At 71.7% G+C, this 21,561-nt stretch carries 19 protein-coding genes; 7 read left to right on the top strand and 12 right to left on the bottom strand.

What is annotated here, in order from left to right; translation table 11 throughout:
- Nucleotides 1-125: 125 nt before the first annotated feature.
- The gene (gene rpsO, locus DEO23_RS07450; RefSeq protein WP_109275343.1) at nt 126-395 is read right to left on the bottom strand and encodes a 30S ribosomal protein S15; all 270 of its coding nucleotides are present in this window, start codon (nt 393-395) and stop codon (nt 126-128) included.
- Between the two features lie 189 nt (nt 396-584).
- Nucleotides 585-1,676 (bottom strand): bifunctional riboflavin kinase/FAD synthetase, encoded by a 1,092-nt coding sequence (locus DEO23_RS07445; RefSeq protein ID WP_109275342.1) that lies wholly within the window; start codon nt 1,674-1,676, stop codon nt 585-587.
- Nucleotides 1,677-1,941: 265 nt separating this feature from the next.
- Here DEO23_RS07445 and DEO23_RS07440 point away from each other — a divergent pair, with 265 nt between their 5' ends.
- The gene (locus tag DEO23_RS07440) at nt 1,942-3,525 is read left to right on the top strand and encodes a L,D-transpeptidase family protein (RefSeq protein WP_109275341.1); all 1,584 of its coding nucleotides are present in this window, start codon (nt 1,942-1,944) and stop codon (nt 3,523-3,525) included.
- A 60-nt stretch (nt 3,526-3,585) separates the two neighbouring features.
- Here DEO23_RS07440 and truB read toward each other — a convergent pair whose 3' ends face one another.
- The 7 genes from truB to DEO23_RS07405 form a co-directional block, all read right to left on the bottom strand.
- A complete protein-coding gene (gene truB / locus DEO23_RS07435) occupies nt 3,586-4,521 on the bottom strand; it encodes a tRNA pseudouridine(55) synthase TruB (protein WP_109275340.1) in 936 nt (311 codons plus the stop codon).
- Nucleotides 4,521-5,072 (bottom strand): 30S ribosome-binding factor RbfA, encoded by a 552-nt coding sequence (gene rbfA / locus DEO23_RS07430; RefSeq protein ID WP_109275339.1) that lies wholly within the window; start codon nt 5,070-5,072, stop codon nt 4,521-4,523. The genes truB and rbfA overlap by 1 nt, the downstream gene beginning before the upstream one ends.
- Nucleotides 5,065-6,267 carry a TRM11 family SAM-dependent methyltransferase gene (locus DEO23_RS07425; protein ID WP_205678891.1) on the bottom strand — a complete coding sequence of 401 codons (1,203 nt, stop codon included), beginning with the start codon at nt 6,265-6,267 and terminating at the stop codon, nt 5,065-5,067. Before DEO23_RS07425 ends, rbfA begins: the two co-directional genes overlap by 8 nt.
- 90 nt (nt 6,268-6,357) lie before the next feature.
- Nucleotides 6,358-9,291: a translation initiation factor IF-2 gene (gene infB, locus DEO23_RS07420; protein ID WP_109275338.1), complete on the bottom strand. Its 2,934-nt coding sequence runs from the start codon at nt 9,289-9,291 to the stop codon at nt 6,358-6,360.
- Nucleotides 9,292-9,387: 96 nt separating this feature from the next.
- Nucleotides 9,388-9,696 carry a YlxR family protein gene (locus tag DEO23_RS07415; RefSeq protein ID WP_109275337.1) on the bottom strand — a complete coding sequence of 103 codons (309 nt, stop codon included), beginning with the start codon at nt 9,694-9,696 and terminating at the stop codon, nt 9,388-9,390.
- Between the two features lie 161 nt (nt 9,697-9,857).
- Nucleotides 9,858-10,925 carry a transcription termination factor NusA gene (gene nusA / locus DEO23_RS07410; protein ID WP_109275336.1) on the bottom strand — a complete coding sequence of 356 codons (1,068 nt, stop codon included), beginning with the start codon at nt 10,923-10,925 and terminating at the stop codon, nt 9,858-9,860.
- Between the two features lies 1 nt (nt 10,926).
- On the bottom strand, nt 10,927-11,547 hold the full coding sequence (locus tag DEO23_RS07405; RefSeq protein ID WP_109275645.1) for a ribosome maturation factor RimP: 621 nt from the start codon (nt 11,545-11,547) through the stop codon (nt 10,927-10,929).
- A 232-nt stretch (nt 11,548-11,779) separates the two neighbouring features.
- On the opposite strand from DEO23_RS07405, the gene DEO23_RS07400 reads away from it, so the two are divergent.
- Nucleotides 11,780-12,817 carry a DUF4439 domain-containing protein gene (locus DEO23_RS07400; protein ID WP_109275335.1) on the top strand — a complete coding sequence of 346 codons (1,038 nt, stop codon included), beginning with the start codon at nt 11,780-11,782 and terminating at the stop codon, nt 12,815-12,817.
- 19 nt (nt 12,818-12,836) lie between these two features.
- Here DEO23_RS07400 and DEO23_RS07395 read toward each other — a convergent pair whose 3' ends face one another.
- Entirely contained in the window at nt 12,837-14,618 is a 1,782-nt protein-coding gene (locus DEO23_RS07395) for a proline--tRNA ligase (protein ID WP_109275334.1), read from the bottom strand.
- Nucleotides 14,619-14,965: 347 nt separating this feature from the next.
- On the opposite strand from DEO23_RS07395, the gene DEO23_RS07390 reads away from it, so the two are divergent.
- From DEO23_RS07390 to DEO23_RS07375, 5 genes are all read left to right on the top strand, one after another.
- Nucleotides 14,966-16,465 carry a sugar ABC transporter ATP-binding protein gene (locus tag DEO23_RS07390; RefSeq protein WP_240613275.1) on the top strand — a complete coding sequence of 500 codons (1,500 nt, stop codon included), beginning with the start codon at nt 14,966-14,968 and terminating at the stop codon, nt 16,463-16,465.
- Nucleotides 16,462-17,472 (top strand): ABC transporter permease, encoded by a 1,011-nt coding sequence (locus tag DEO23_RS07385; RefSeq protein WP_109275332.1) that lies wholly within the window; start codon nt 16,462-16,464, stop codon nt 17,470-17,472. Before DEO23_RS07390 ends, DEO23_RS07385 begins: the two co-directional genes overlap by 4 nt.
- Complete coding sequence (locus DEO23_RS07380; RefSeq protein ID WP_109275331.1) at nt 17,469-18,425, top strand: ABC transporter substrate-binding protein; 957 nt, start codon at nt 17,469-17,471, stop codon at nt 18,423-18,425. The genes DEO23_RS07385 and DEO23_RS07380 overlap by 4 nt, the downstream gene beginning before the upstream one ends.
- A gap of 101 nt (nt 18,426-18,526) precedes the next feature.
- Entirely contained in the window at nt 18,527-18,688 is a 162-nt protein-coding gene (locus tag DEO23_RS16365) for a hypothetical protein (protein ID WP_240613274.1), read from the top strand.
- Nucleotides 18,685-19,329, top strand: coding sequence for a class I SAM-dependent methyltransferase (locus tag DEO23_RS07375; RefSeq protein ID WP_240613273.1), 645 nt, complete (start codon nt 18,685-18,687; stop codon nt 19,327-19,329). The genes DEO23_RS16365 and DEO23_RS07375 overlap by 4 nt, the downstream gene beginning before the upstream one ends.
- Before the next feature lie 21 nt (nt 19,330-19,350).
- On the opposite strand, the gene DEO23_RS07370 is transcribed toward DEO23_RS07375, so the two are convergent.
- Both DEO23_RS07370 and DEO23_RS07365 read right to left on the bottom strand, forming a co-directional pair.
- A complete protein-coding gene (locus tag DEO23_RS07370) occupies nt 19,351-20,199 on the bottom strand; it encodes a GNAT family N-acetyltransferase (RefSeq protein WP_109275330.1) in 849 nt (282 codons plus the stop codon).
- Between the two features lie 13 nt (nt 20,200-20,212).
- A complete protein-coding gene (locus DEO23_RS07365; RefSeq protein WP_109275329.1) occupies nt 20,213-21,553 on the bottom strand; it encodes a M50 family metallopeptidase in 1,341 nt (446 codons plus the stop codon).
- Between the last annotated feature and the right edge of the window lie 8 nt (nt 21,554-21,561).

Here is a 21,561-nt window from a genome sequence, read left to right as displayed (position 1 = left end):
CGACGGCGAGGGGGCGGATGGGTCGTGCGCGCCGCTCTCAGCGGCTGCGCTGCCCCGCCCTGCGACGCGTGCGCAGGCCAGGACGAGCACCGCCGCCCGTCCCTGGGGACGAGCGGCGGAGGGTGTCACCGGCGGATGCCGAGGCGCTGGATCAGCGAACGGTACCGCTCGATGTCGGCGTTCTGCAGGTACTTCAGCAGACGACGACGCTGACCGACCAGGAGCATCAGACCACGACGGGTGTGGTGGTCGTGCTTGTGCTCCTTGAGGTGCTCGGTCAGGTAGGTGATGCGATGGGTCAGGAGCGCGACCTGGACCTCGGGCGAACCGGTGTCGCCCTCGTCGGTCGCGTACTCCTTGATGATCTCCTGCTTGGTAGCGGAGTCGAAGGCCACTGGCTTCTCCCTCGGTCGTTGCGCGGCGCGCCGGGGCCTGTTCTCCCGGGCTCTGTGTGTCGGGTCCTCGCGTGCTGTGCCCGCAGATCCGCTCGGCGACCCCGGGACGCTGCTCGGGTGCTGCACGGGCGATCATGTCTGCGGGCGCGCGGAACCCTCCGCGGCCGTCATGACGGCGACCAGAGCCTATCAGCGGCGGTGGAGGACGTCGGACTGCACCGACTCCAGAGTGCGGCGAGTCACGTCCTTGTCGAGCTCCATCTGCGCGACCAGGGCATTGACCGAGGAGAAGCGCAGGGTGGGGCGCTGACGCTCGACGAACTCGAGGCGGACGGTGTCGCCGTAGAGGTCGAGGGAGTTGTCGCCGTGGACGTAGGCCTCGACCATGCGCGGGGACTCCTCGCTGCCCTCGTGGAAGGTCGGGTTGGTGCCGATCGAGATCGTCGTGCGCGCACCCACCAGCGGCGGGGCCCCCCGGTGCTCCTGCGACTGCTCGACGACGGTCAGGAAGCCCGCGTAGACGCCGTCGGCCGGCACGAGACCCTGCGGCATCGGCCCGAGGTTCGCGGTGGGGAAGCCCAGTTCGCGCCCGCGCTTGAAGCCGTGGTGGACGACGTCGGCCACGGTGTGGAACCTGCCCAGCATCGCGGTCGCCTCGGGGATCTCTCCGCTCAGCAGGGCCTCGCGGATCGCCGAGGACGAGATCCGGGGAGCCTCCGCGGGGCCCGGCTCCCCCGGCGAGCGGGCATCGAGCGGACCGGCGTCGATGGCCGCGGCATCGGTCGCCGCCGTCTCGCCCGGCGAGAGGTCCGGCAGCACGACGACGTCGAAGCCGTAGCGGCGGCCGAGCTCGAGCAGCGTGTCCACGTCACCGGCGTTGGCCCGGCCGAAGCGGGTGTCGGAGCCGGTGACGATGCAGCGCATCCCCAGCCCCTCGACGAGGAAGACGCGCACGAACTCCTCGGCGCTGTACTGCGCGAAGTCCCAGGTGAACTCCAGGTCGAGGACGCCGTTCATACCGGCGAGCAGGAGCAGGCGATCACGATCCGTGTGCGCGGTGATCAGCGGGGGCTCGCCCGGGGTCTGCATGACGTGCCGGGGGTGGGGCCAGAAGGTCAGGGCCACCGGTTCGAGCGAGCGTGCCGCGGCGTTATCGCGCAGGGCGTCGAGCACGTAGCGGTGCCCGAGGTGGACGCCGTCGAAGTTGCCGATCGTCACCGCGCTCGCGCCGAGGTCCGCGGGCACCTCCTCGAGGGAGTGCCAGATCTGCGCACGGGTCACGGGGGCCGATCCTTCCGACGGGGCCCGCCCCCGCGGCCGGGAGCGGGAGGACGGGGAACACTGTAGCGCCGCGCGCGTGGGGCCACGTGCGCGGTTCGCCTCCCGGCCACGGTCGAATGTGACGAGTCCGTGATACGTGCGCTCTCGGCCGGGCGCACGGGCCTGCCGTACAGTGAAGGACACGAGTGCGGACCCGTGGACCTTCTGCGGGCGGTCCCGTGACGAGGGGGAACCGGAACCGCAGCGAAGAGATGAGCGAGACCCCATGTCGCACCTCACCGACACCGATGCCGGTCGCACCGGCAACGGGCGCCGTCGCGCCCTGCTGATCCTGATCGCGATCATCGCCGTGCTGGCGATCGTGCTGACCGGCGGCGCCTTCGCCTACGCCAAGAGCTACGAGGGCAAGGCGCTTCCCGGCACCACCGTGCTGGGCAAGGACGTCTCCGGCAGCTCCGCCCGGGACATCGCGGCCCTGGTCGAGAAGAAGGCCTCGGGGACCGACGTCACCGTCGACACCGACGGCCGCGAGAGCACGGCGTCCCTGCAGGAGCTCGGCGTCAGCGTCGACGCGAAGAAGACGGCCGAGCAGGCCGTCGCGCACGACGGCTCGGTCTCCCAGGTGGTCTCCTCGACGCTCTCGGGCTCCCGCGCCGTCGACCCGGTGGTCTCGGTCGACGAGAAGGCCGCGTCCGCGTTCGCGAGCGCACAGATCCCGAAGGATCGCACCGCCGCGAAGGACGCGAAGGTCGGGTACGACGAGAAGGCCGGGACCTGGAAGGTCCGCAAGTCGACGAACGGCCAGGGCGTCGAGACCGACGCGTTCGTGAGCGCGCTCAAGAAGAAGGCGTCCTCTCTCGAGAGCTTCACGATCACCCAGAGCATCACCTCGAGCACCCCGAAGATCACCACGGACAAGGCCAAGAAGGCCAAGGACCGGGTGACGACCATGCTGGACCAGCCGATGTCGGTGAAGGGTCCTGACGGCGCCACCCATTCGGTCTCCTCCGAGCGCCGCTCGGGCTGGATCTCGGTGGAGCCCGACGAGAAGGGCGAGGACCTCCGGATCGCCGTGGACGAGGACGCCGTGCGCGAGTGGGTCTCCGCCCGCGCCGACGAGGACGCCGTGGAGAAGAAGGACGGCATCGAGCAGGTCGACCCCGAGGGCAAGGTCGTCAAGACCATCGCGGAGAAGACCGACGGTGTGGAGATCACCAACGCCGACGCGGTCACCGAGAAGCTCGTGACCTCGCTGACCGGCGACAGTCCGCTCGAGGCGGCCTTCGAGACCACGACGCACAAGGCCGAGATGACCCAGGCCAAGGCGCCCGACTCCGACGAGGAGTCGGACAAGGACAAGAAGAAGGACTCCGAGGACTCCGACGACAAGGACCCCAAGGACAAGGACAAGGCCACCGGGTCGGGCTCCTCCAAGGACGAGGAGAAGTCCTCCGACAAGCCCACGGGCGAGAAGTGGATCGACGTCGACCTCACCAAGAAGACGGTCACCGCTTACCAGGGCGACACCCCGGTGTGGGGTCCGCGCACGATGGTCGACGGCGCCGACGACCACCAGACCGTCACGGGCTCCTACGAGATCTACCTGCGCTACGAGAAGCAGGACATGACCAACGGTGCCTACAAGGACCAGAACGACCCCGAGTTCTACGAGACCAAGGACGTCCCCTGGGTGCAGTACTGGCACCGTGGGTTCGCCTTCCACGGAGCCCCCTGGCGCTCCTCCTTCGGGTACTCCGGATCCCATGGCTGCATCAACATGCCGGTCTCGGACGCGAAGTGGCTCTACGACTGGGCGTCGATCGGCACGCGGGTCGAGGTGCACCGCTGATCCACCGCTGACCCCGGGCCGAGCACATGTCGGGCCCGGGTCGGCCGGACCTCGGTGATCTCAGCTGCGCGCCTGGGGCGGGATCACGAGGGCCGGCCGGAGGGTGCCGCTCTGCGACTCGAGCACGGCCACCAGCGCCCCGCGCGGGTCGCGGGCGGCGAGGGTACCGTTCGCGGCGCGTTCCCCGTCCGGGGAGGTGATCCGCTTGCCCTGACCGAGGGCCGTGGCGGCCTCTTCGTCCACGTCGACGACGGGCAGCACGCGGGCGGCGATCTCGCCCAGCCCTTCGAGCGGCAGGTCCACGTCGTCCCCCTCGCCCCGAGCGGGCACATGGTGAGCGCTCTCGACGTCGAAGGGCCCCACCCGGGTGCGCCGCAGCGCGGTGAGGTGCCCGCCCACGCCGAGGGCCTCCCCCAGGTCGCGCGCCAGGGCACGCACGTAGGTCCCGGAGCTGCAGGTGACCGTCACGTCGAGGTCGAGGAAGGGACCGTCGGTCCGGCGCTCCAGGACGCGCAGCTCACCGATCGTGACCGGGCGCGCCTCGAGCTGCACGTCCTCGCCGGCCCGGGCGCGCGCGTACGCGCGCTTGCCGTCGACCTTGATGGCGCTCACCGTCGAGGGCACCTGCTGGATCCGGCCGCGCAGGGCCTCCAGGCTCTCCTCGATCCGCGCCTCGTCGATGCCGTCGGCGGGCACGACGTCGCCGATCTCCTCGCCCTCGCGATCATCGGTCGTCGTCGCCCGGCCCAGTCGGACGGTGGCCGTGTAGGTCTTGTCCAGACCCACCAGGTAGGTCAGCAGACGTGTCCCCTGGCCGACGCCGAGCACGAGGAGCCCGGTCGCCATCGGGTCGAGGGTGCCGGCGTGCCCGACCTTCTTGGTGCCCAGCAGCCAGCGCACGCGGGCGACGACGTCGTGACTGGTGCGCTCGGGTGCCTTGTCGACCAGGAGGATGCCGTGCGGGAGCGCCGCGAGGTCCTGGGGGCCGCGAGCCATCACGCGCGCGGGTCCTCCGTGTCCTCGTCCGAGCGCTCCGAGGACTTCCGGTCCTCGGTGCCCTCGGCCTCGAGGTCCGACTCGAGGTCGCCGTCCTCGAGGTCGCCGTCCTCCTCGTCCTCCTCGTCCTCACGGGGTGCACGGTAGGGATCCGCCTCCCCGGCGTAGCTCGCGCCCTCCTTGAGCTCGGCGAGATCGGCGTCGCGGGTGCGGGCGTGGACCAGGAGGTCCTCGATGGTGCGAGCGTTCTCCGGCAGGGCGTCCTCGACGAACTCGAGGGTGGGGGTCAGCCGCACACCGGTCTGACGTCCCACCTCGCGGCGCAGCATGCCGGTGGCGCTGGCCAGCGCCGCTGCGGTCCCGGCGCGCTCCTCCTCGTCACCGAAGACGGTGTAGAAGAGGGTCGCGTGCTGCAGGTCGCCGGTCACGCGCACCTCGGTGATGGTGATGAATCCGAGGCGCGGATCCTTCACCCGGGTGTCGAGCATGGTCGCGACGATCTGCTGGATGCGGTCGGCGAGGCGCCGGGCGCGGGGGCTGTTCTCACTCATGAGGGGTCCTTTCGCGGGGCCCGTGCTCCGGGGCACGGGCGGGCTGGTGCGTGACGTGTGGGGCGTGCTCCGCGTCCCCGGCCTCGTCCTCCGCCGTGGCGGTGACGGTCAGGGTGCGCAGCATCGCGAGCTGGGGGTGATCGCGCGGCACGGCGAGGACGACGTCACGGTCGATCGACTGGTCGACGCGGTGGCGGAACTCGCCGTCGGCGCTGAGCACATGGAGGTCGTGGGCCTCGAGGATCTCCCGGACCCGTGTGTACGGGGCGGTGCGACGGTTCAGGGCGAGAGCGATGCCCCCACCGGTGCGCAGCAGGGCCCGCCAGGCGGGAACCGCACGCTCGAGGAGCTCCAGCGGGGACCGCTGCCATCCCTCGGTGCGGGCGCCGTGCTGGACTCCGTAGGGCAGGTCCGCGACCAGGGCGTCCACGGAGCGGTAGGGCAGCACCGCCCCCAGGTCCGCGGTGTCGCAGGTCAGCAGCCGGACCTTCTGGACGTCGCCGGCGCGCTGGGCGGTCCGGTCGGCGGCGAGGTCGAGCTCCCACCGCGATCCGGCGCTCTTCGCCCCACGGCCCGTGCCGGTCGTCGGCAGCCCCCCGCTGCTCTGCGTGTGCGGGAGACGGTGCTGCTTGGCCCACGCGGCGAGGAAGGTCCGGTAGGCGTCGATGTCCTTGCGGTCGAGGTCGGCGCCCGTGGGGCTGAGGCCGAGCCGCAGAGCGCGGTTGAGCGTGGTGCCCCTGCCGCAGGTGGGGTCGAGGACGGCGAGGTCGCCGCGCAGCAGACCGGCCCGGCGCGAGGAGAGGGCGGCCGCGAGGTTCAGCAGCATCGCCGTGAACTGCTCGTTGGTCTTGCCGGGGTAGCGCAGGGTGGTCTCCAGCTCGCTGCCGTGGCGCATCGCCTGCGGCAGCGCTACGGGGCGCAGCAGCGTCTCTCCGCCGTCATCGGCGGACGGATGCGGGGCGAACAGGGCGAAGGGCGCCGAGAGCATCGCGAGGAGCGAACGCACGAGGTCGGTGTCCTCGGCGAGGATCCGCAGGTAGTCGACGCCCGCCACGGAGTGCTCGTGCACGTCCGCCGGAGCACCCGCGTGGGATCCGAGCACCCACTGCGCCTCTCGGACCGAGAGCGGCCCGGCAGCGGCGGTGAAGACACGGTTGGCCGAGGGGGACCGCAGCAGGAGCAGCTCAGCGCTCATGGCCTCCCACCTCGCTCACCGATGATCCGCGTCCCCGCGGACGCGGAGGCGTCGGGCGCCCCGGAGATCCGGGGCGCCCGACGCGCACTGTCACTTCGAGGCGTTCTCGCGCGGCTTCTCGCGCATCTCGTACGTCGTGACCACGTCACCGACCTGGAGGTCGTTGAACCGACCCAGGTTGATGCCGCACTCGAAGCCCTCGCGGACCTCGGTCACGTCGTCCTTGAAGCGACGCAGCCCGGAGATCTCGAGGTCCTCGGTGATCACCACGCCGTCGCGCGTGATGCGGGCCTTGGCCCCACGACGGATCTCGCCGTCGCGCACGATCGAACCCGCGATGTTGCCGAACTTCGAGGAGCGGAAGATCTCGCGGATCTCGGCCGATCCGGTATCGACCTCCTCGTACTCGGGCTTGAGCATGCCCCGCAGAGCCTGCTCGACCTCCTCGATGGCGCGGTAGATGACCGAGTAGTACTTGATCTCCACACCCTCGCGGTCCGCGTACTCCGCGTTCTGCCCCTCGGCGCGCACGTTGAAGCCGATGATCACGGCATCCGACGCGACGGCGAGGTTGATGTTGTTCATCGTGATCGCGCCGACGCCGCGGTCGATGATCCGCAGCTGCACCTGGTCGTCGATCTCGATGCCCAGCAGGGCCTCCTCGAGCGCCTCGACGGAGCCCGCCGCATCGCCCTTGAGGATGAGGTTGAGCGTCTCGACCTTGCCCTCGGCCATGGACTTGGTGATGTCCTCGAGGCTGATGCGCTTGCGGGCCTTGGACAGGGCCGCGGCACGCTGGGCGGCCTCGCGCTTCTCGGCGATCTGACGAGCGGTGCGCTCGTCAGCGGCGACCAGGAAGGAGTCACCGGCACCGGGCACGGAGGTCAGTCCGAGCACCTGCACCGGGCGGGACGGGCCCGCCTCCCCGACGTTCTGGCCGTTCTCGTCGAGCATCGCTCGCACACGACCGTGGCCGGTGCCGCAGACGATCGCATCGCCCACGTGGAGCGTGCCCTGCTGCACCAGGACCGTGGCCACGGGACCGCGTCCGCGGTCCAGGTTGGCCTCGATCGCGATGCCGCGTGCCGGCTTGTCCGGGTTGGCGCGCAGGTCCAGGGCGGCGTCCGCGGTGAGCAGGACGGCGTCCAGGAGCTTCTCGATGTTCTGCCCCTCGCGGGCCGAGACGTCGACGAACATCGTCTCGCCGCCGTACTCCTCCGCGATCAGGTTGTACTCGGTCAGCTGCTGACGCACCTTGTCGGGGTTCGCACCCGGCTTGTCGATCTTGTTGACCGCGACCACGATCGGGACGTCGGCCGCCTGGGCGTGGTTGAGCGCCTCGATCGTCTGCGGCATCACGCCGTCATCGGCCGCGACCACGAGGATCGCGATGTCGGTGACGTCGGCACCACGGGCACGCATGGCGGTGAACGCCTCGTGACCGGGGGTGTCGATGAAGGTGAGCGAGCGGTCCTCGGTTCCCTCGTCGACCTCGTGCTCGACGTCGACCTGGTAGGCACCGATGTGCTGGGTGATCCCGCCGGCCTCGCCGGCCTGGACCTTCGCGTTGCGGATCGAGTCCAGCAGGCGGGTCTTGCCGTGGTCGACGTGGCCCATCACGGTGACGACGGGCGAGCGCGGGAGGCGGTCCTCGTCGTCCTCGTCGGCGAGCTCGGCATCGAGATCGATGTCGAACTGCTCGAGCAGCTCGCGCTCCTCGTCCTCCGGGGAGACGATCTCGATCTTGTAGCCGAGCTCCTCACCGAGCAGGTTGAAGGTGTCCTCGTCCAGCGACTGCGTGGCCGTGGCCATCTCGCCCATCGCGAAGAGCACGGTGATCAGCGACGCGGGGTTCACGTCGATGCGGTCGGCGAAGTCGCTCAGCGAGGCGCCGCGACGCAGACGGATCTCCATCCCGTTGCCACGGGGGATCGACACACCGCCCGGAGCGGGTGCCTGCATCTGCTCGAACTCCTGGCGCTTCGCCCGCTTCGACTTGCGCGAACGGGCGGGCTTGCCGCCGCGACCGAAGGCACCCTGGGTGGCACCACGACCGCCGCGACCGCGCGGGCCGCCGAAGCCGCCCCGAGGACCGCCGCCGCCACCGGGGGCGCCAGGAGGACCGCCACCGCCACGAGGACCGCCGCCGCGGCCACCTCCTCGGCCACCGCCGCCGCCCGGCTTCTGGGCGTCGGCGAGACCACCGTGGGAGTGCTGGCGCATGATGCCCGGGGTGGGCATGCCGGGACGCGGGGCACCGGGACGGGGACCGCCGGAACGGCCTCCCTCGCGGGGCGGACGCGTGCCCTGCTCACCGCCGGCTCCCCCACGGCCCTGGCCCTGGCCCTGGCCCTGACCCTGACCGCCCTGGGGACGGCCGCCGGGACGGGGCATGCCCTGGGAGGTCGCGAACGGGTTGTTGCCCGGGCGCGGCGAACCGGGGCGACCGCCGCCGTCGCGCTGCGGGCGCGGACGGCCGGGGCGGGGCATGCCCTGCGAGGTCGCGAACGGGTTGTTGCCGGGACGGGCGCCGCCGGGCTTCGGGGCGCCTCCGGGCTTGGGGGCGCTCGTGCCCGACTCGTCGTCGGCGGCAGGAGCCTCCTCGGAGGCCTCCTGCTGCGCGGCGGCCGTGCGCGGCGTGGGAGCGCCGGGCTTCGCAGCGGGCTTCGCGGGAGCTTCCTGCGGCGCATCCTGCTCGGTGCCGGCCGTGGAGGACGTGTCCTCCGAGGCCGCCGGGGCGGACTGCTCGGGCTGCGCCGACTCGCTCGGGGCGGAGCTCTTGGCCGCGCCGGGCTTGGCGGGCGTGGGCTTCGCAGGCGAGGGCTTCGCGGCACTCTTCGGTGCCGACTTCTTGTCATCGGCCGCGGGGGCCGGGAACGCATCGCGCATCTTGCGCGCGACGGGTGCTTCGATGGTCGAGGAGGCGGAGCGAACGAATTCGCCCATGTCCTGCAGCTTCTGCAGAACGACCTTGCTCGGCTGTCCGAGCTCCTTGGCGAGCTCGTGGACGCGGACCTTAGCCACAATTCTCCTGTCTCGGTCCGGCCGACAGAAGGGCGCGGACCATTAGTTCCTGTGGGTGCTCATGACCGAGTACTCATCGGATGTCCATTGGTTCTTCTACCTGTTCCCCTGGAAGGTGGATGGGTATGAGGCCTCGAGATCCCGGGCCAGAAGCCCGGTGTCGACACCGCCGCGGAAGGACCGGGCGAAGCCGCCCCGCTGGAGTGCGAGGTCGAGACATGATGCGTCCGCGTGGAGCCACGCTCCCCGACCCGGTGCGGATCCGGTGGGATCCGCACGCATCCGGGGTGCTCCCCCTGACGGGGATTGCTCCGCGACGATGCGCACCAGCTGATCGCGCCGGGCCACCGTTCGGCAGCCCACACACGTGCGCTCGGGTCGATGACGAGGGGATGCACTGCGCATGTTCGCCTCCGTTCCCGCACGCTGAGCGCCGACTCCCGCCGCCGGCCCCGGGAGCGGATCCCGGTGCCGTCACGGCACCGGTCACCGGCGCACACAGCCTGATCAGTGTAGCCGACGAGCGCCCCGGCCCCGACATCAGCGAGGTGTGGGTTACATCGTGCTCAGGAGTGCTCCGCGGGCGGCACGTCGGTGCCCTCGGGGAGATCGCTCGGGTCGTCGTCCGGCCCGATCGGTCCGGTCTGCTCGGCGATCCCGGCCGCGGCATCGGCGGAGTCGGGCTTGATGTCGATCTTCCAGCCGGTGAGCTTCGCCGCCAGGCGGGCGTTCTGCCCCTCCTTGCCGATCGCCAGCGAGAACTGGCCCTCGGCGACGCTCGCCCGCACCGCGCGGGCGTCCTCGTCCAGGACCACGACCGAGCTCACGCGAGCGGGCGAGAGCGCGTGGGCGACGTAGACGGCGGGGTCGTCGTCGTAGTCGACGATGTCGATCTTCTCGCCGTTCAGCTCGTTCATCACGGAGCGCACGCGCGCCCCCATCGGGCCGATGCACGCACCCTTGGGGTTCACGCCCGGGACCGTCGCGCGCACGGCCATCTTGGTGCGGTGACCGGCCTCGCGGGCCAGGCCCACGATCTCCACGGTCCCGTCGGCGACCTCGGGCACCTCGAGCGCGAACAGGCGTCGCACGAAGTTCGGGTGGGAGCGCGAGAGCGTGATCTGGGGGCCCTTGGGGCCGCGTCGGGTCTCGACCACGTAGGCGCGCAGGCGCCGACCGTGGGCGTAGTCCTCACCGGGCACCCGCTCGTGCGGCGGCAGGACGGCCTCGACCGTCCCCAGGTCGACCAGCACCATCCGCGGGTCGCGTCCCTGCTGGATGACCCCGGAGACGATGTCCTCCGTGCGATCGGCGTACTCCCCCAGCACGGCATCGTCCTCGAGCTGACGGATGCGCTGGAAGATGACCTGGCGGGCGGTCGAGGCGGCGACGCGCCCGAAGTTCTCCGGGGTGTCGTCCCATTCCTCGACGAGATCGCCGTCGGCGTCCCGCTCGCGGGCGAGCACCGCGACCGTGCCGGTGTGCTCGTCGATGACGACGTCCGAGTCCTTCACCGGGTGGTCGGTGTGGAGGTAGGCGGCGTGCAGCGCCTGCCGGATCGCGTCCAGCAGCACGTCCACGGGGATCTCGCGCTCGCGTTCGAGGGCCCGCAGGGCTCCCATGTCGATGTCCATGTCAGCGCTCCGAATCGTCAGCGGCGGATGAGGGTCGTTCCGGGCGGTCCCCGCCCGGTGCGGCGGTCCCCTCGCCCGTGAGCTCGGCGAGGTCCGCGGGCGGGTTGAACTCGATCTCCACCGTGCCCTTGTCGACCTCGTCGAAGGGGAGCTCCAGGGTGGCCGGGGTCCCCTTGGGCAGCTTCCGCGGCCTGCCGCGGTCATCGACCCCGGCCTCCGGGCGCAGGGCCAGGGAGTCGTCCTCGCGGACCTCCAGCAGCCGCGCCCGCACGGACGAGCCGTCACGCAGGTCGAGGGCGAGGACGCGACCGCGGGAGCGGCGGAAGTGGCGCGGCTCGGTGAGCGGACGGTCGACACCGGGCGTGGTGACCTCGAGGACGCTCGCCCCCGCGCCCAGCAGGGACTCGTCGCCGTCCAGGAGCTCGGAGAGCTCGCGGGACGCGTCGGCGACGGTGTCGAGATCGACGCTGCCGGCGCGCTGCTCGGGAAGGTCCACCACGAGGGTGACCTCGCGGGTGCCCTGCCGCTCGCGGACGTCGAGGCCCTCGACGACGAGATCGTGTCGGGAGAGGACCTCCTCCGCGGCGCGGCGCAGGGCCTCGGTCGTCTCCTGCGTGCCCATCGTCGCCACCTCTCCTCGTGCTCTGTCCTGTGCTTGTGGGGATTGCCCACTCTAGTCGGAGCGCGCAGCTCGCGCCCGCCGCGGGCCCCACGGAGCCGCCCCACGTGGCGAGGCGCACGCGGGCCGGCGGTGAGGCCCCGACCGCACACGCGGACGGCCTCGTGTCGCCGGTCATCGGCGCCTGACGGGCCGGGGCGCTCCCTCGCGGGACGACGATGGCAGAATCGTCCCCATGTCTGCCGATGCCCGCCACCTCGACCGTGGGCGTCGTGCGTTCCTGCTGGGCTCGGCCGCGGCGGGGGCGCTCGCCCTGGCGGGGTGCGGGCCCGTGCGCCTCGGCGGCCCCGCCGCCTACACGCCGCCGCCCGAAGGCATCGACGACCTCTACCGCAAGGACCTGCTGGCCCTGCTCGATCGCGGACTCGCAGCCCGCATCCCCTCGCACCCCGACACCGACGACCTCGTCGCGGGCGTGCGCACGGCCTTCTCCCGGCAGCGTCAGGCGATGCTGACCGGTGCGGAGGCGGAGCGAAGCGCCTCGCCCGCCAGCGACGACGGCGCCGGAGCCTCCGACGGCACGTCGTCCGAGGACGCCCAGGCCCCCACGGACCTGCAGGGGCTCGAGGATCTGCTCGTGCGGATCCGTGACCTCACAGCCGACGCCGCTCGGCAGGTCTCGGGCTCGCTCGCGCGGCCGGTGCTCGCGATCGGCGTCTTCGCCGCCTGGGCCGCGCAGCGCCTGCAGATCGTCGGGTCGACGAGGAAGCCCTCAGCTCCGCCGTCGGCCGGGAGCATCGAGCCGGCGCGCACCGTCCCCGACAGCGACCCGCCCTCGATCGGCGCGGAGGTCGACTACCGCTCCGCGCTCGAGCGGACACAGGAGGACGAGTGGTACGCGGGGTACGTGCGGGAGGTTCTCGCGGCGTACGAATCCGGGAGCGCGCGCAAGAGGCTGATCGCGCTCTCGGACGCGGACCGCGCACGCGCCGAGAATCTCGCCGACTTCGCCGAGGAGGCCGGCGCGAAGGTGGTGACGCGGGACGCCGCCTACCCGCTCCCCGGCGGCGCCGTCACGGACGAGCTGCGCAAGGACGAACCGGAGGACCTCGCGCTCACGCTGGTCGAGGACCACGTGATCCTCGCGGGCGCTGCACCGTTCGAGCGTCGCCCGCTCGCGATCGCCGCCGCCCTGGACCAGGCGGTGCAGCTGGCTGCGCTGCGGTCCTCGCTCTCGGCCCTGCCGACGCTCGACCCCGAAGGCGAGGACTGACCCGGACGCCCTCGCGGGATCAGTCGCGGACGGCTCGGACGACGAGGTCCACGACCTCGTCGGGTCCGGTCTCGGCGACCTCGCCGCTCGCGCGGTCGCGCACCTCGACCTTCCCCTCCGCCAGGCCGCGGCCGACGACCACGGTGGTCGGGACGCCCAGCAGCTCGGAGTCCTTGAACTTCACGCCCGGGGAGACCTTCGGGCGGTCGTCGTAGAGCACCTCGAGGCCCTGTGCCTCCAGGTCCTGCGCGATCCGCTCGGCCTCCTCGAAGATGGCCGTATCCTTGCCGGTGGCCAGCACGTGCACGTCGGCGGGGGCGACCGCGCGGGGCCACACGAGTCCCTTGTCGTCGCTGTGGAGCTCCGCGATCGCGGCCACCGCGCGGGTGACCCCGATGCCGTACGAGCCCATCGTCACCACGACCGTCTTGCCGTTCTCGTCGAGCACGCGCAGGTCCAGCGCCTCGGCGTACTTGCGTCCCAGCTGGAAGATGTGCCCCATCTCCATGCCCCGCGTCAGCCGCATCGGGCCCGAGCCGTCGGGGGCCGGGTCGCCGTCGCGGACCTCGGCGGCCTCGATGGTGCCGTCGGCCGTGAAGTCGCGTCCGAACACGAGGTCGTAGACGTGGACGTCCTGCGCCCCTGCCCCGGCGACCCAGCGCGTGCCGGGGACCACGCGCGGGTCCACGAGGTAGCGGATCTTCGAGGGCGACTCGAGGCCCAGACCCTTGGGGCCGATGTACCCCTTGGTGAGCACCGGGTGCTTCGCGAAGTCCGCCTCGGTGAAGGGCGCCGCGATGGCCGGGGCCACCGCCACCTCGAGACGCTTGTCGTCGACCTCGCGGTCTCCGGGCAGCGCGATCACCAGGGGCTCGGTGGTGCCGTCGGGGTAGGTCAGCGAGTAGACGAGGTGCTTGAGCATCTCGTAGCGGGTCCACTCGCCGCTCTCGGCCACGGCACCCTGGCCCGGGTAGGTCTGGTTGGAGTGATCGGTCAGGGCGGCGATCGTGTTCACCCCGGGGGTGGGCTCCTCGTGGGCAGCGGGCAGCGCGGCCATCGCCGCCTCGTCGAGCCCCTCGGGCGCGACGGTGGTGACCGCCTCGACGTTGGCGGCGTACCCGCCGTCGGAGACCACGAAGGTGTCCTCGCCGATCGGCGTGGGGTGCAAAAACTCCTCGGAGCGCGAGCCACCCATGGCACCGGCGTCGGCCTGGCAGATGACGGTGGGCAGACCCAGCCTGTCGAAGGTGCGGCGGTAGGCGCCGCGCTGCTTGTCGTAGGAGCTGTCCAGGCCCGCGTCGTCGACGTCGAAGGAGTAGGCGTCCTTCATGATGAACTCGCGCACGCGCAGCAGGCCCGCTCGCGGGCGGGCCTCGTCACGGAACTTGGTCTGGATCTGGTACAGCATGACCGGGAGGTCCTTGTACGAGTTGAACAGATCCTTGACCGCGAGGGCGAACATCTCCTCGTGGGTCGGGGCCAGCAGGTAGTCGGCCTGCTTGCGGTCCTTGAGGCGGAACAGCGTGGGCCCGTACTCCTCCCAGCGACCGGTCGCCTCGTAGGGCTCGCGCGGCTGCAGGGAGGAGAAGAGCAGCTCGTTGCCGCCGATGGCGTCCTGCTCCTCGCGCACGATCTGCTCGACCTTGCGCATCACCCGCAGCCCCAGCGGCAGCCAGGTGTACACACCGGGCGCACTGCGACGGATGTACCCGGCGCGCACCAGCAGTTTGTGGCTCGCGACCTCGGCGTCCGACGGGTCCTCGCGCAGAGTGCGGATGAACGAGGAGGACATGCGGATCATGAAGGGCCTTTCGGACGGTGGGGCGGTCACCCTGCATCGGCGGAAGGTGCCGGAACCATCGTAGAGGAGCGCGGGGCATGGCCGGTCCAGCGGATCGCGCCCGGGCAGCCCGGGCGCGCCGACGCCCCGCCTGCTTGACATCTGCGACCCACCGACCCGTACGATCAGTAATCGATTTCCGACGACGATGTCCGGACGGTGCGCATCCGATGACCCCTCCCCCTCAGGGACCCGCGACGGCGGCTCCCGCTCCCGATGGTCCGCCGAGCAGGTCGCCGGACCAGGACTCGACCCCGCCACGCGATCCCGGTCGCGAGCGTGATCTCCTGCTCGAGGTGCACGGGGCGGTGAAGACCTTCCCCGGCGTCCGCGCCCTGTCCGAGATGGACCTCGAGCTGCACGGAGGCGAGGTCCTCGCCCTGGTCGGCGAGAACGGGGCGGGCAAGTCCACGCTGATGAAGGTGCTCACCGGTGTGCACCACCCCGACGCGGGAGAGTTCCGCTACCTGGGACGACCCCTGCGCGTCTCCGGACCGATGGACGCCGCACAGCAGGGGCTCGCGATCATCCATCAGGAGCTGAACCTGATCCCGTCCCTGACCGTCGCCCAGAACATCTACCTGGGCCGTGAGGACCTCGCGGCGCGCCTGCTCACACGCCCGCGGCAGCTCGAGGCACGGGCGCAGTCGCTGTTCGACGAGCTGGGGATGGACCTGGATCCCTCGGCCCGCGCGGAGGACCTCCCCGTCGCCCAGCAGCAGATGGTCGAGATCGCCAAGGCGCTCAGCTTCGATGCGCGCGTGCTGATCATGGACGAGCCCACCGCCGCTCTCAACGAGAGCGAGGTCGAGACCCTGCACGCCCTGATCCGCGACTTCGTGACGGAGCGCACCGGGGTCGTCTACATCTCCCACCGCATGGAGGAGCTGCGCAGGATCGCCGACCGGGTGCAGGTGATCCGCGACGGGGAGTTCGTGGACGACTTCCCGATGGCCGGCGCGAGCATGGACGACGTGGTCACCAAGATGGTCGGCCGTCCCGTGGAGACCGGCGGCTCCGGCAGCGGCCCCCGTGACGTGCGCGAGGACCGGGAGGTCATCCTGTCCGTCGAGCACCTGCGTTCCCGCCCCCTGGTCGAGGACGTCTCCTTCGACCTGCGCGAGGGCGAGATCCTCGGGTTCGCGGGACTGATGGGGGCCGGTCGCAGCGAGACGGCGCGCGCGCTGATCGGCTCGCTCCCCCGTCAGGGCGGGAGCGTCCGCTACCGCGGCCGGCCGGTGAGCTGGCGCAGCCCCGCGCAGGCGGCCCGAGCAGGCATCGGCTACCTCCCGGAGGACCGCAAGCGCCTGGGGCTCATGCTCGAGGCGTCCGTGCTGCGCAACATGGAGCTCTCCTCCCTCGGCGAGCGCTTCCAACGGGGCGGCTTCGTCCGCGACGGCGCCGCCCGCGCAGCGGCCGAGGAGAAGGCGGGCGCCCTGCACGTCCGCACTCCGCACCTGGACCAGCCGATCAAGAACCTCTCGGGAGGCAACCAGCAGAAGGCCGTGATCGGCCGCTGGCTGCTCAAGGACTGCGACGTGCTGATCTTCGACGAGCCCACGCGCGGCATCGACGTCGGAGCGAAGGAGGAGATCCACACCCTGCTCGAGGACCTCGCCGCCCAGGGCCGCTCGATCATCGTCATCTCCTCGGAGCTGCCGGAGGTGCTGCGCCTGGCCCACCGCGTCGTGGTGATGAACCAGGGCCGCGTCTCGGGAGTGCTCGAGGCCGCCGAGGCAGACCCCGAATCGGTGATGCGCCTGGCCACCGCCGAGGACCTCACCACCACTACGGAAGGACACCGATGAGCACCGCCGCCACCGACGCCCCCACCAGCGAGGCGGCCGCCCCCGGTCGATCCCGCGGCGCCCGACGCGTCCGGATCCAGCAGCTGCTGGCCGCCGGCACCCTCGTGCTGATCTTCATCGCGTTCTCGATCGCGAGCCCCACGATCTTCCCCACCTGGGGAAACATCGTCACGATCCTGTACTCGACGGTCGTGATCGGCCTGCTCGCCCTGGGCGCCACCTTCGTCATCACCACCGCCGGGATCGACCTCTCCGTGGGCACCGGCATGGCGCTGTGCGCCGTCATGAGCGGCATGTTCATCGTCAACTGGGGCGTCCCGGTGCCGATCGGGATCGTGCTGGCGATCCTCTTCGGCGGATTCGTCGGCCTCGTCAACGGCTTCAACGTGGCGATCCTGGACCTGCCGCCGTTCATCGCCACCCTGGCGATGATGATGGTCGCCTCCGGGCTCGCCCTGGTGATCTCCGGTGCCGCCCCGATCTACTTCGAGGACGGCTCCTACATGGGCTTCTCCACCGGGATGCTCATCCCCTCGATCCCCAATGCGGTGCTCGTGCTGCTGGTGGCGGCGGTGATCGCCGCGATCCTGATGTCGCGCACGCTGCTGGGCAGGTACGCGACCGCGATCGGCTCGAACCGGGAGGCCGCGGACCTCGCGGGCGTGGACGTCAAGAAGTGGCTCATCATCGTCTACGTCGTGGGCGGCCTGTTCACCGGGCTCGCAGGCGTGATGATCTCGGCACGCCTGGGGTCGGCCCAGCCCGCCACCGGGATGGGCTACGAGCTCGATGCGATCGCCGCCGTGGTGATCGGCGGGACCTCGCTCGCCGGCGGACGCGGCACGGTGTTCGGCACCATGATCGGCGCCCTGATCATCTCGGTCCTCACCAACGGGCTGCAGATCCTCTCGATCCCCCAGGAGTGGCAGGACGTGCTGCTGGGCGCCGTGATCCTGGTCGCGGTGTACATCGACCGTCTGCGTCGCCGTTCGGAGCACACGGCATGAGCACGCTCTCGCGACGCTCCCTGCTGGCGCTCGGCGCCTCCGGCATGGTGCTGCCCGTCGCCGCGTGCTCGTCCGCCCAGGACGACGCGCGCCACGTCGCCCTGGTCTCCAAGGGCTTCCAGCATCAGTTCTGGCAAGCCGTGCGTCGGGGCGCGCAGGCCGAGGCCGATGCGCAGGGGGCGATCCTCACCTTCGAGGGCCCGCCGGCGGAGACGGACATCGAGGCCCAGATCACGATGCTCCAGAACGCGGTCACCAGGAACCCGGACGCGCTGGGGCTCGCGGCCCTGGACTCCCGCGCCGCCGCTCTCGCCCTCGACGAGGCGGCGTCGAAGGGCATCCCCGTGGTCGCCTTCGACTCCGGCGTCGACTCCGACATCCCGCTGGCGACCGTCGCGACCGACAACAGGGCCGCCGCCACCAAGGCCGCCCAGCACATGTGCGAGTTGATCGAGGGGAAGGGGAAAGTCGGCATCGTCGCCCACGACCAGGTCTCGCTCTCGGGCACCGACCGTCGCGACGGCTTCCTGGAGGGGCTGGAGGAGTACGGCCCGGACGTGGAGGTCCTCGAGGTCCAGTACGGGGGCGGTGACCAGGCGGCGTCGGCCGACATCGCCCGCTCGATGGTCGCCGCGCACGACGACCTGCGCGGGCTCTTCGGCACCAACGAGGGATCGGCGATCGGCGTGCTCAAGGGCGTCGAGGAGGCCGGCCGCATCGACCTGGCGATCATCGGCTTCGACTCCGGCCGCGCCCAGGTCGAGGCGATCCGTTCCGGGGAGATGGCCGGGGCCGTCACCCAGGACCCGGCGAAGATCGGCGCCCTCACCGTGCGCACGGCCCTGCAGGCGCTCTCCGGGAAGAAGCCCGAGAAGGTCATCGACACCGGCTTCCTCTGGTACGACGCCTCCAATCTCGACTCCGCCGAGGTGCAGAAGGCCGTCTACCTGTAGTCGCGAGACGGCGGGTCCACCCGACGTCCGGACGGGCATCCGGGGGACGTCCGGCGGCATCCCTCCTAAGCACCCGTCCCCGACTGCGCAAGGATGGCGCCATGAACGAGGACGATCAGGTTCGCACCGCACGCACCGTCGACGGCTCGGCGGGCGATGCCGACTACGGGGCGATCAGCGCGGGATACGGGGGTACCGGCAGCCCGATCCTCGGATCGCGGCCGCCGTCGAGGACGCCCTCGGCGAGGCCCGGACGCTCGTGAACATCGGGGCCGGGGCGGGGTCCTACGAGCCCCGGGATCGGGAGGTCACGCCCGTCGAGCCGAGCGCGACCATGCGCGCCCAGCGCGCCGGGCACCTGGCCGCCGCGATCGATGCGAATGCCGAGCACCTCCCCTTCCCGGACGGCTCCTTCGAGGCGGCGCTCGCCTCGTTCACGGTGCACCAGTGGGGCGATCTGGACGCCGGGCTGCGCGAGATGCGGCGGGTCACGACGGGGCCCGTGGTCGTGCTGAGCTGCGACCCGGCGGCGCTGGACCGGTTCTGGCTGGCCCACTACGCCCCCGAGGTGATCGCCACCGAGGCCCGCCGCTACCCCGCTCCCGAGCGGATCGCCCACGTGCTGGGCGGGCGGACGGAGGTGCGCGAGATCCCCGTGCCGAGGGACTGCACGGATGGCTTCGGCGAGGCGTACTTCGGCCGCCCCGAAGCCCTCCTGGACCCCGGCGCACGCCGAGCGAACTCGGCGTGGAGCTTCGTGGAGGACTCCGTCGCCGAGCGCTTCGAACGCACGCTGCGGGCGGACCTCGACAGCGGTGCCTGGGACGCGCGGCACGGGCACCTGCGCTCGGCGGATCACTTCGACGGCTCGCTCCGGCTGGTGATCGCCCGGCCCACCGGGTGAGGCGGCAGGAGCAGCAGGGACTCAGAAGAGGATCGTGCTGAGGTCCCCGCGATGCCGGAAGCCCGCGGCGGCGTACGCACGGCGCGCGGGCTCGTTGTAGTCGTTGACGTACAGCGAGACCCTCGGTGCGTGGTCGCGCGCCACGCGCGGGACGAGGTCGCGCATGGCGGCCCGGGCGATCCCCTCCCCGCGCCGGGTGGGGTCGACCCACACCCCGTGGATCTGCGCGACCGGGCCGAACACGGCGCCGACGTCGGCCTTGAACAGGACCTGCCCCTCCTCGAGGACCACGTAGGTGCGGCCCAGCGAGATCAGGTCACGCACCCGCGCCCGGTACCCGCGGCCCCCGTCGTGGGCGAGAGGGTCCGTCCCGACCTCCTCGCGGAACATCGCCACGGCGGCGGGGAAGACCATCGCGTCCTCGCCCTGCACGGCCGCTCGCACCCCCGAGGGCCCGCGGACGGTGCTCGCGGCCTCGGTCGCCTCGAGCAGCGGCTGGGACCAGCGGTGCTCGCGGACCTGCGCACCCCACGCTCCCTCGAGCTGCGTCCACAGGGCGGTGACCGCGGCGCGATCGCCGACGATCGAGCTGCAGCGACGGGGCCGCGCGAGCAGCTGCTCGGCGAACTGCCCGGTCGCGCGGGAGGCGGCGCTGACCGGGGCGACGTTGACGCCGTGCCACAGCAGCCCCGTGAGGTGGTGGTCGTCCTCCGCGGCGCTGAACTCCTGACCCACGCTCAGGCTGTGGCGCAGGTCGATCAGTCGCGCCCCGGGCAGCGCGTTGACCAGGGGATCGGAGAGGGCATGGTCGATCGCGCCCTGGACGTGCGCCGGCCTCAGGGCTCGCAGCCGAGGACCGCGGGAGAACATGGGTCAGAGCCTCTCACGGGAACAGGGTGATGGGGTCGACGATGTCCGCGTACAGCAGCATCACCGTCATCGCGAGGAACGCCAGCGCCACCACGTTCGTCAGCGGCAGCAGGCGGGACATGTCGACCGGGCCGGGGTCGGGCCGGCCGCGAAGACGGGCCACGAAGCGGCGGACACCCTCGACCAGGGCGCCCGCGACGTGACCGCCGTCGAGCGGCATGAGCGGCACCAGGTTGAACACGAACAGGGCCATGTTCAGCGAGGCGAGCATCGAGATCAGGGTCGAGACCTTCGCGGTGAGGTCGAACTCGGGCTGGTCGGCGCTCGCGACCTCGCCCGCGAGACGGCTCACGCCCACCACGCCCACGGGGCCGTCGGGATCCCGCTCGCCGTCGCCGAAGGCCGCCTGCGCGACGTCGACCAGCCGCATCGGCAGGGTGATCACGATGCGCGCGGTCCCCTCGAAGGTCTGCCAGACCATCCCCGGCACCTCGAGCGGCGAGGAGCGCTGCAGCTCCTGGCCGGGGCCGATGCCCAGGAACCCCACCTTCTCGGTGGCGATGCTGCCATCGGGGTTCTTCTGGGCGCTCCCGTCCGCGGCGATCTTCGGTCTCTGATCGAGGATGGGGGTCGCGTGGAGCGTCTTCCTCGCACCGTCGCGCTCGACGACGACGTCGATGCGGCTGCCGCCCGCGGCGCGCACGGCCGTGGTGACGTCGGACCATTCGTCGATCCCCCGGCCGTCGACCGAGAGGATGCGGTCACCGGGCCGGATGCCGGCGGCGAGGGCCGGGGCCTCCTGGCGGCCCTCGCACGAGGTCCCTGCCGGGGCCGAGGCCGGCAGCACGCAGCGCGAGACGCTCTCGACGGTCGTGGAGGTGCTGGGCAGCCCGATCCCGCACACCAGGACCGCCAGCAGGACGGCACTGATCAGCAGGTTCATGGTGGGCCCGCCGAGCATCACCACGAGCTTGCGCGGGACGCTGAGCGCGGAGAAGGTGCGGTGGGCCTCGGAGGGGTCGTACTGCGAGGCCTCCCACTCGCGGGCGTCGCGGGACATCTGCTGCACCAGACCCGTGGAGTCCTCGCGGATGGTGCCCGGGGCGTCGCCCTTGTGGGGCGGGTACATCCCGATCATGCGGATGTACCCGCCGAGGGGGAAGGCCTTGAGCCCGTACTCGGTCTCGCCTCGGCGGCGCGAGAGGATGGTCGGCCCGAAGCCGATCATGTACTGGGTGACGCGCACCCCGAAGGCCTTGGCGGGCACCAGGTGCCCGAGCTCGTGGAGAGCGATCGAGACGGCGATCCCCAGAGCGACCACGACAACACCTAGCGCGTACAGCAGGGCGGTCATGCGCGGGG

Origin of the sequence: Brachybacterium endophyticum (assembly GCF_003130585.1) — a bacterium.
Lineage (GTDB): Bacteria > Actinomycetota > Actinomycetes > Actinomycetales > Dermabacteraceae > Brachybacterium > Brachybacterium endophyticum.
The sequence above is the reverse complement of the archived record's forward strand: the minus strand, read 5'-3'. Positions and strand labels throughout refer to the sequence as shown.

What these genes read in the sequence shown, in the direction of transcription:
- DEO23_RS07440 (WP_109275341.1), top strand. Translation starts at nt 1,942, where the DNA reads ATGTCGCACCTCACCGACACCGATGCCGGTCGCACCGGCAACGGGCGC.
- truB (WP_109275340.1), bottom strand. Translation starts at nt 4,521, where the DNA reads ATGGCTCGCGGCCCCCAGGACCTCGCGGCGCTCCCGCACGGCATCCTC.
- rbfA (WP_109275339.1), bottom strand. Translation starts at nt 5,072, where the DNA reads ATGAGTGAGAACAGCCCCCGCGCCCGGCGCCTCGCCGACCGCATCCAG.
- DEO23_RS07425 (WP_205678891.1), bottom strand. Translation starts at nt 6,267, where the DNA reads ATGAGCGCTGAGCTGCTCCTGCTGCGGTCCCCCTCGGCCAACCGTGTC.
- DEO23_RS07415 (WP_109275337.1), bottom strand. Translation starts at nt 9,696, where the DNA reads ATGCGCAGTGCATCCCCTCGTCATCGACCCGAGCGCACGTGTGTGGGC.
- nusA (WP_109275336.1), bottom strand. Translation starts at nt 10,925, where the DNA reads ATGGACATCGACATGGGAGCCCTGCGGGCCCTCGAACGCGAGCGCGAG.
- DEO23_RS07405 (WP_109275645.1), bottom strand. Translation starts at nt 11,547, where the DNA reads ATGGGCACGCAGGAGACGACCGAGGCCCTGCGCCGCGCCGCGGAGGAG.
- DEO23_RS07400 (WP_109275335.1), top strand. Translation starts at nt 11,780, where the DNA reads ATGTCTGCCGATGCCCGCCACCTCGACCGTGGGCGTCGTGCGTTCCTG.
- DEO23_RS07395 (WP_109275334.1), bottom strand. Translation starts at nt 14,618, where the DNA reads ATGATCCGCATGTCCTCCTCGTTCATCCGCACTCTGCGCGAGGACCCG.
- DEO23_RS07385 (WP_109275332.1), top strand. Translation starts at nt 16,462, where the DNA reads ATGAGCACCGCCGCCACCGACGCCCCCACCAGCGAGGCGGCCGCCCCC.
- DEO23_RS07380 (WP_109275331.1), top strand. Translation starts at nt 17,469, where the DNA reads ATGAGCACGCTCTCGCGACGCTCCCTGCTGGCGCTCGGCGCCTCCGGC.
- DEO23_RS16365 (WP_240613274.1), top strand. Translation starts at nt 18,527, where the DNA reads ATGAACGAGGACGATCAGGTTCGCACCGCACGCACCGTCGACGGCTCG.
- DEO23_RS07370 (WP_109275330.1), bottom strand. Translation starts at nt 20,199, where the DNA reads ATGTTCTCCCGCGGTCCTCGGCTGCGAGCCCTGAGGCCGGCGCACGTC.
- DEO23_RS07365 (WP_109275329.1), bottom strand. Translation starts at nt 21,553, where the DNA reads ATGACCGCCCTGCTGTACGCGCTAGGTGTTGTCGTGGTCGCTCTGGGG.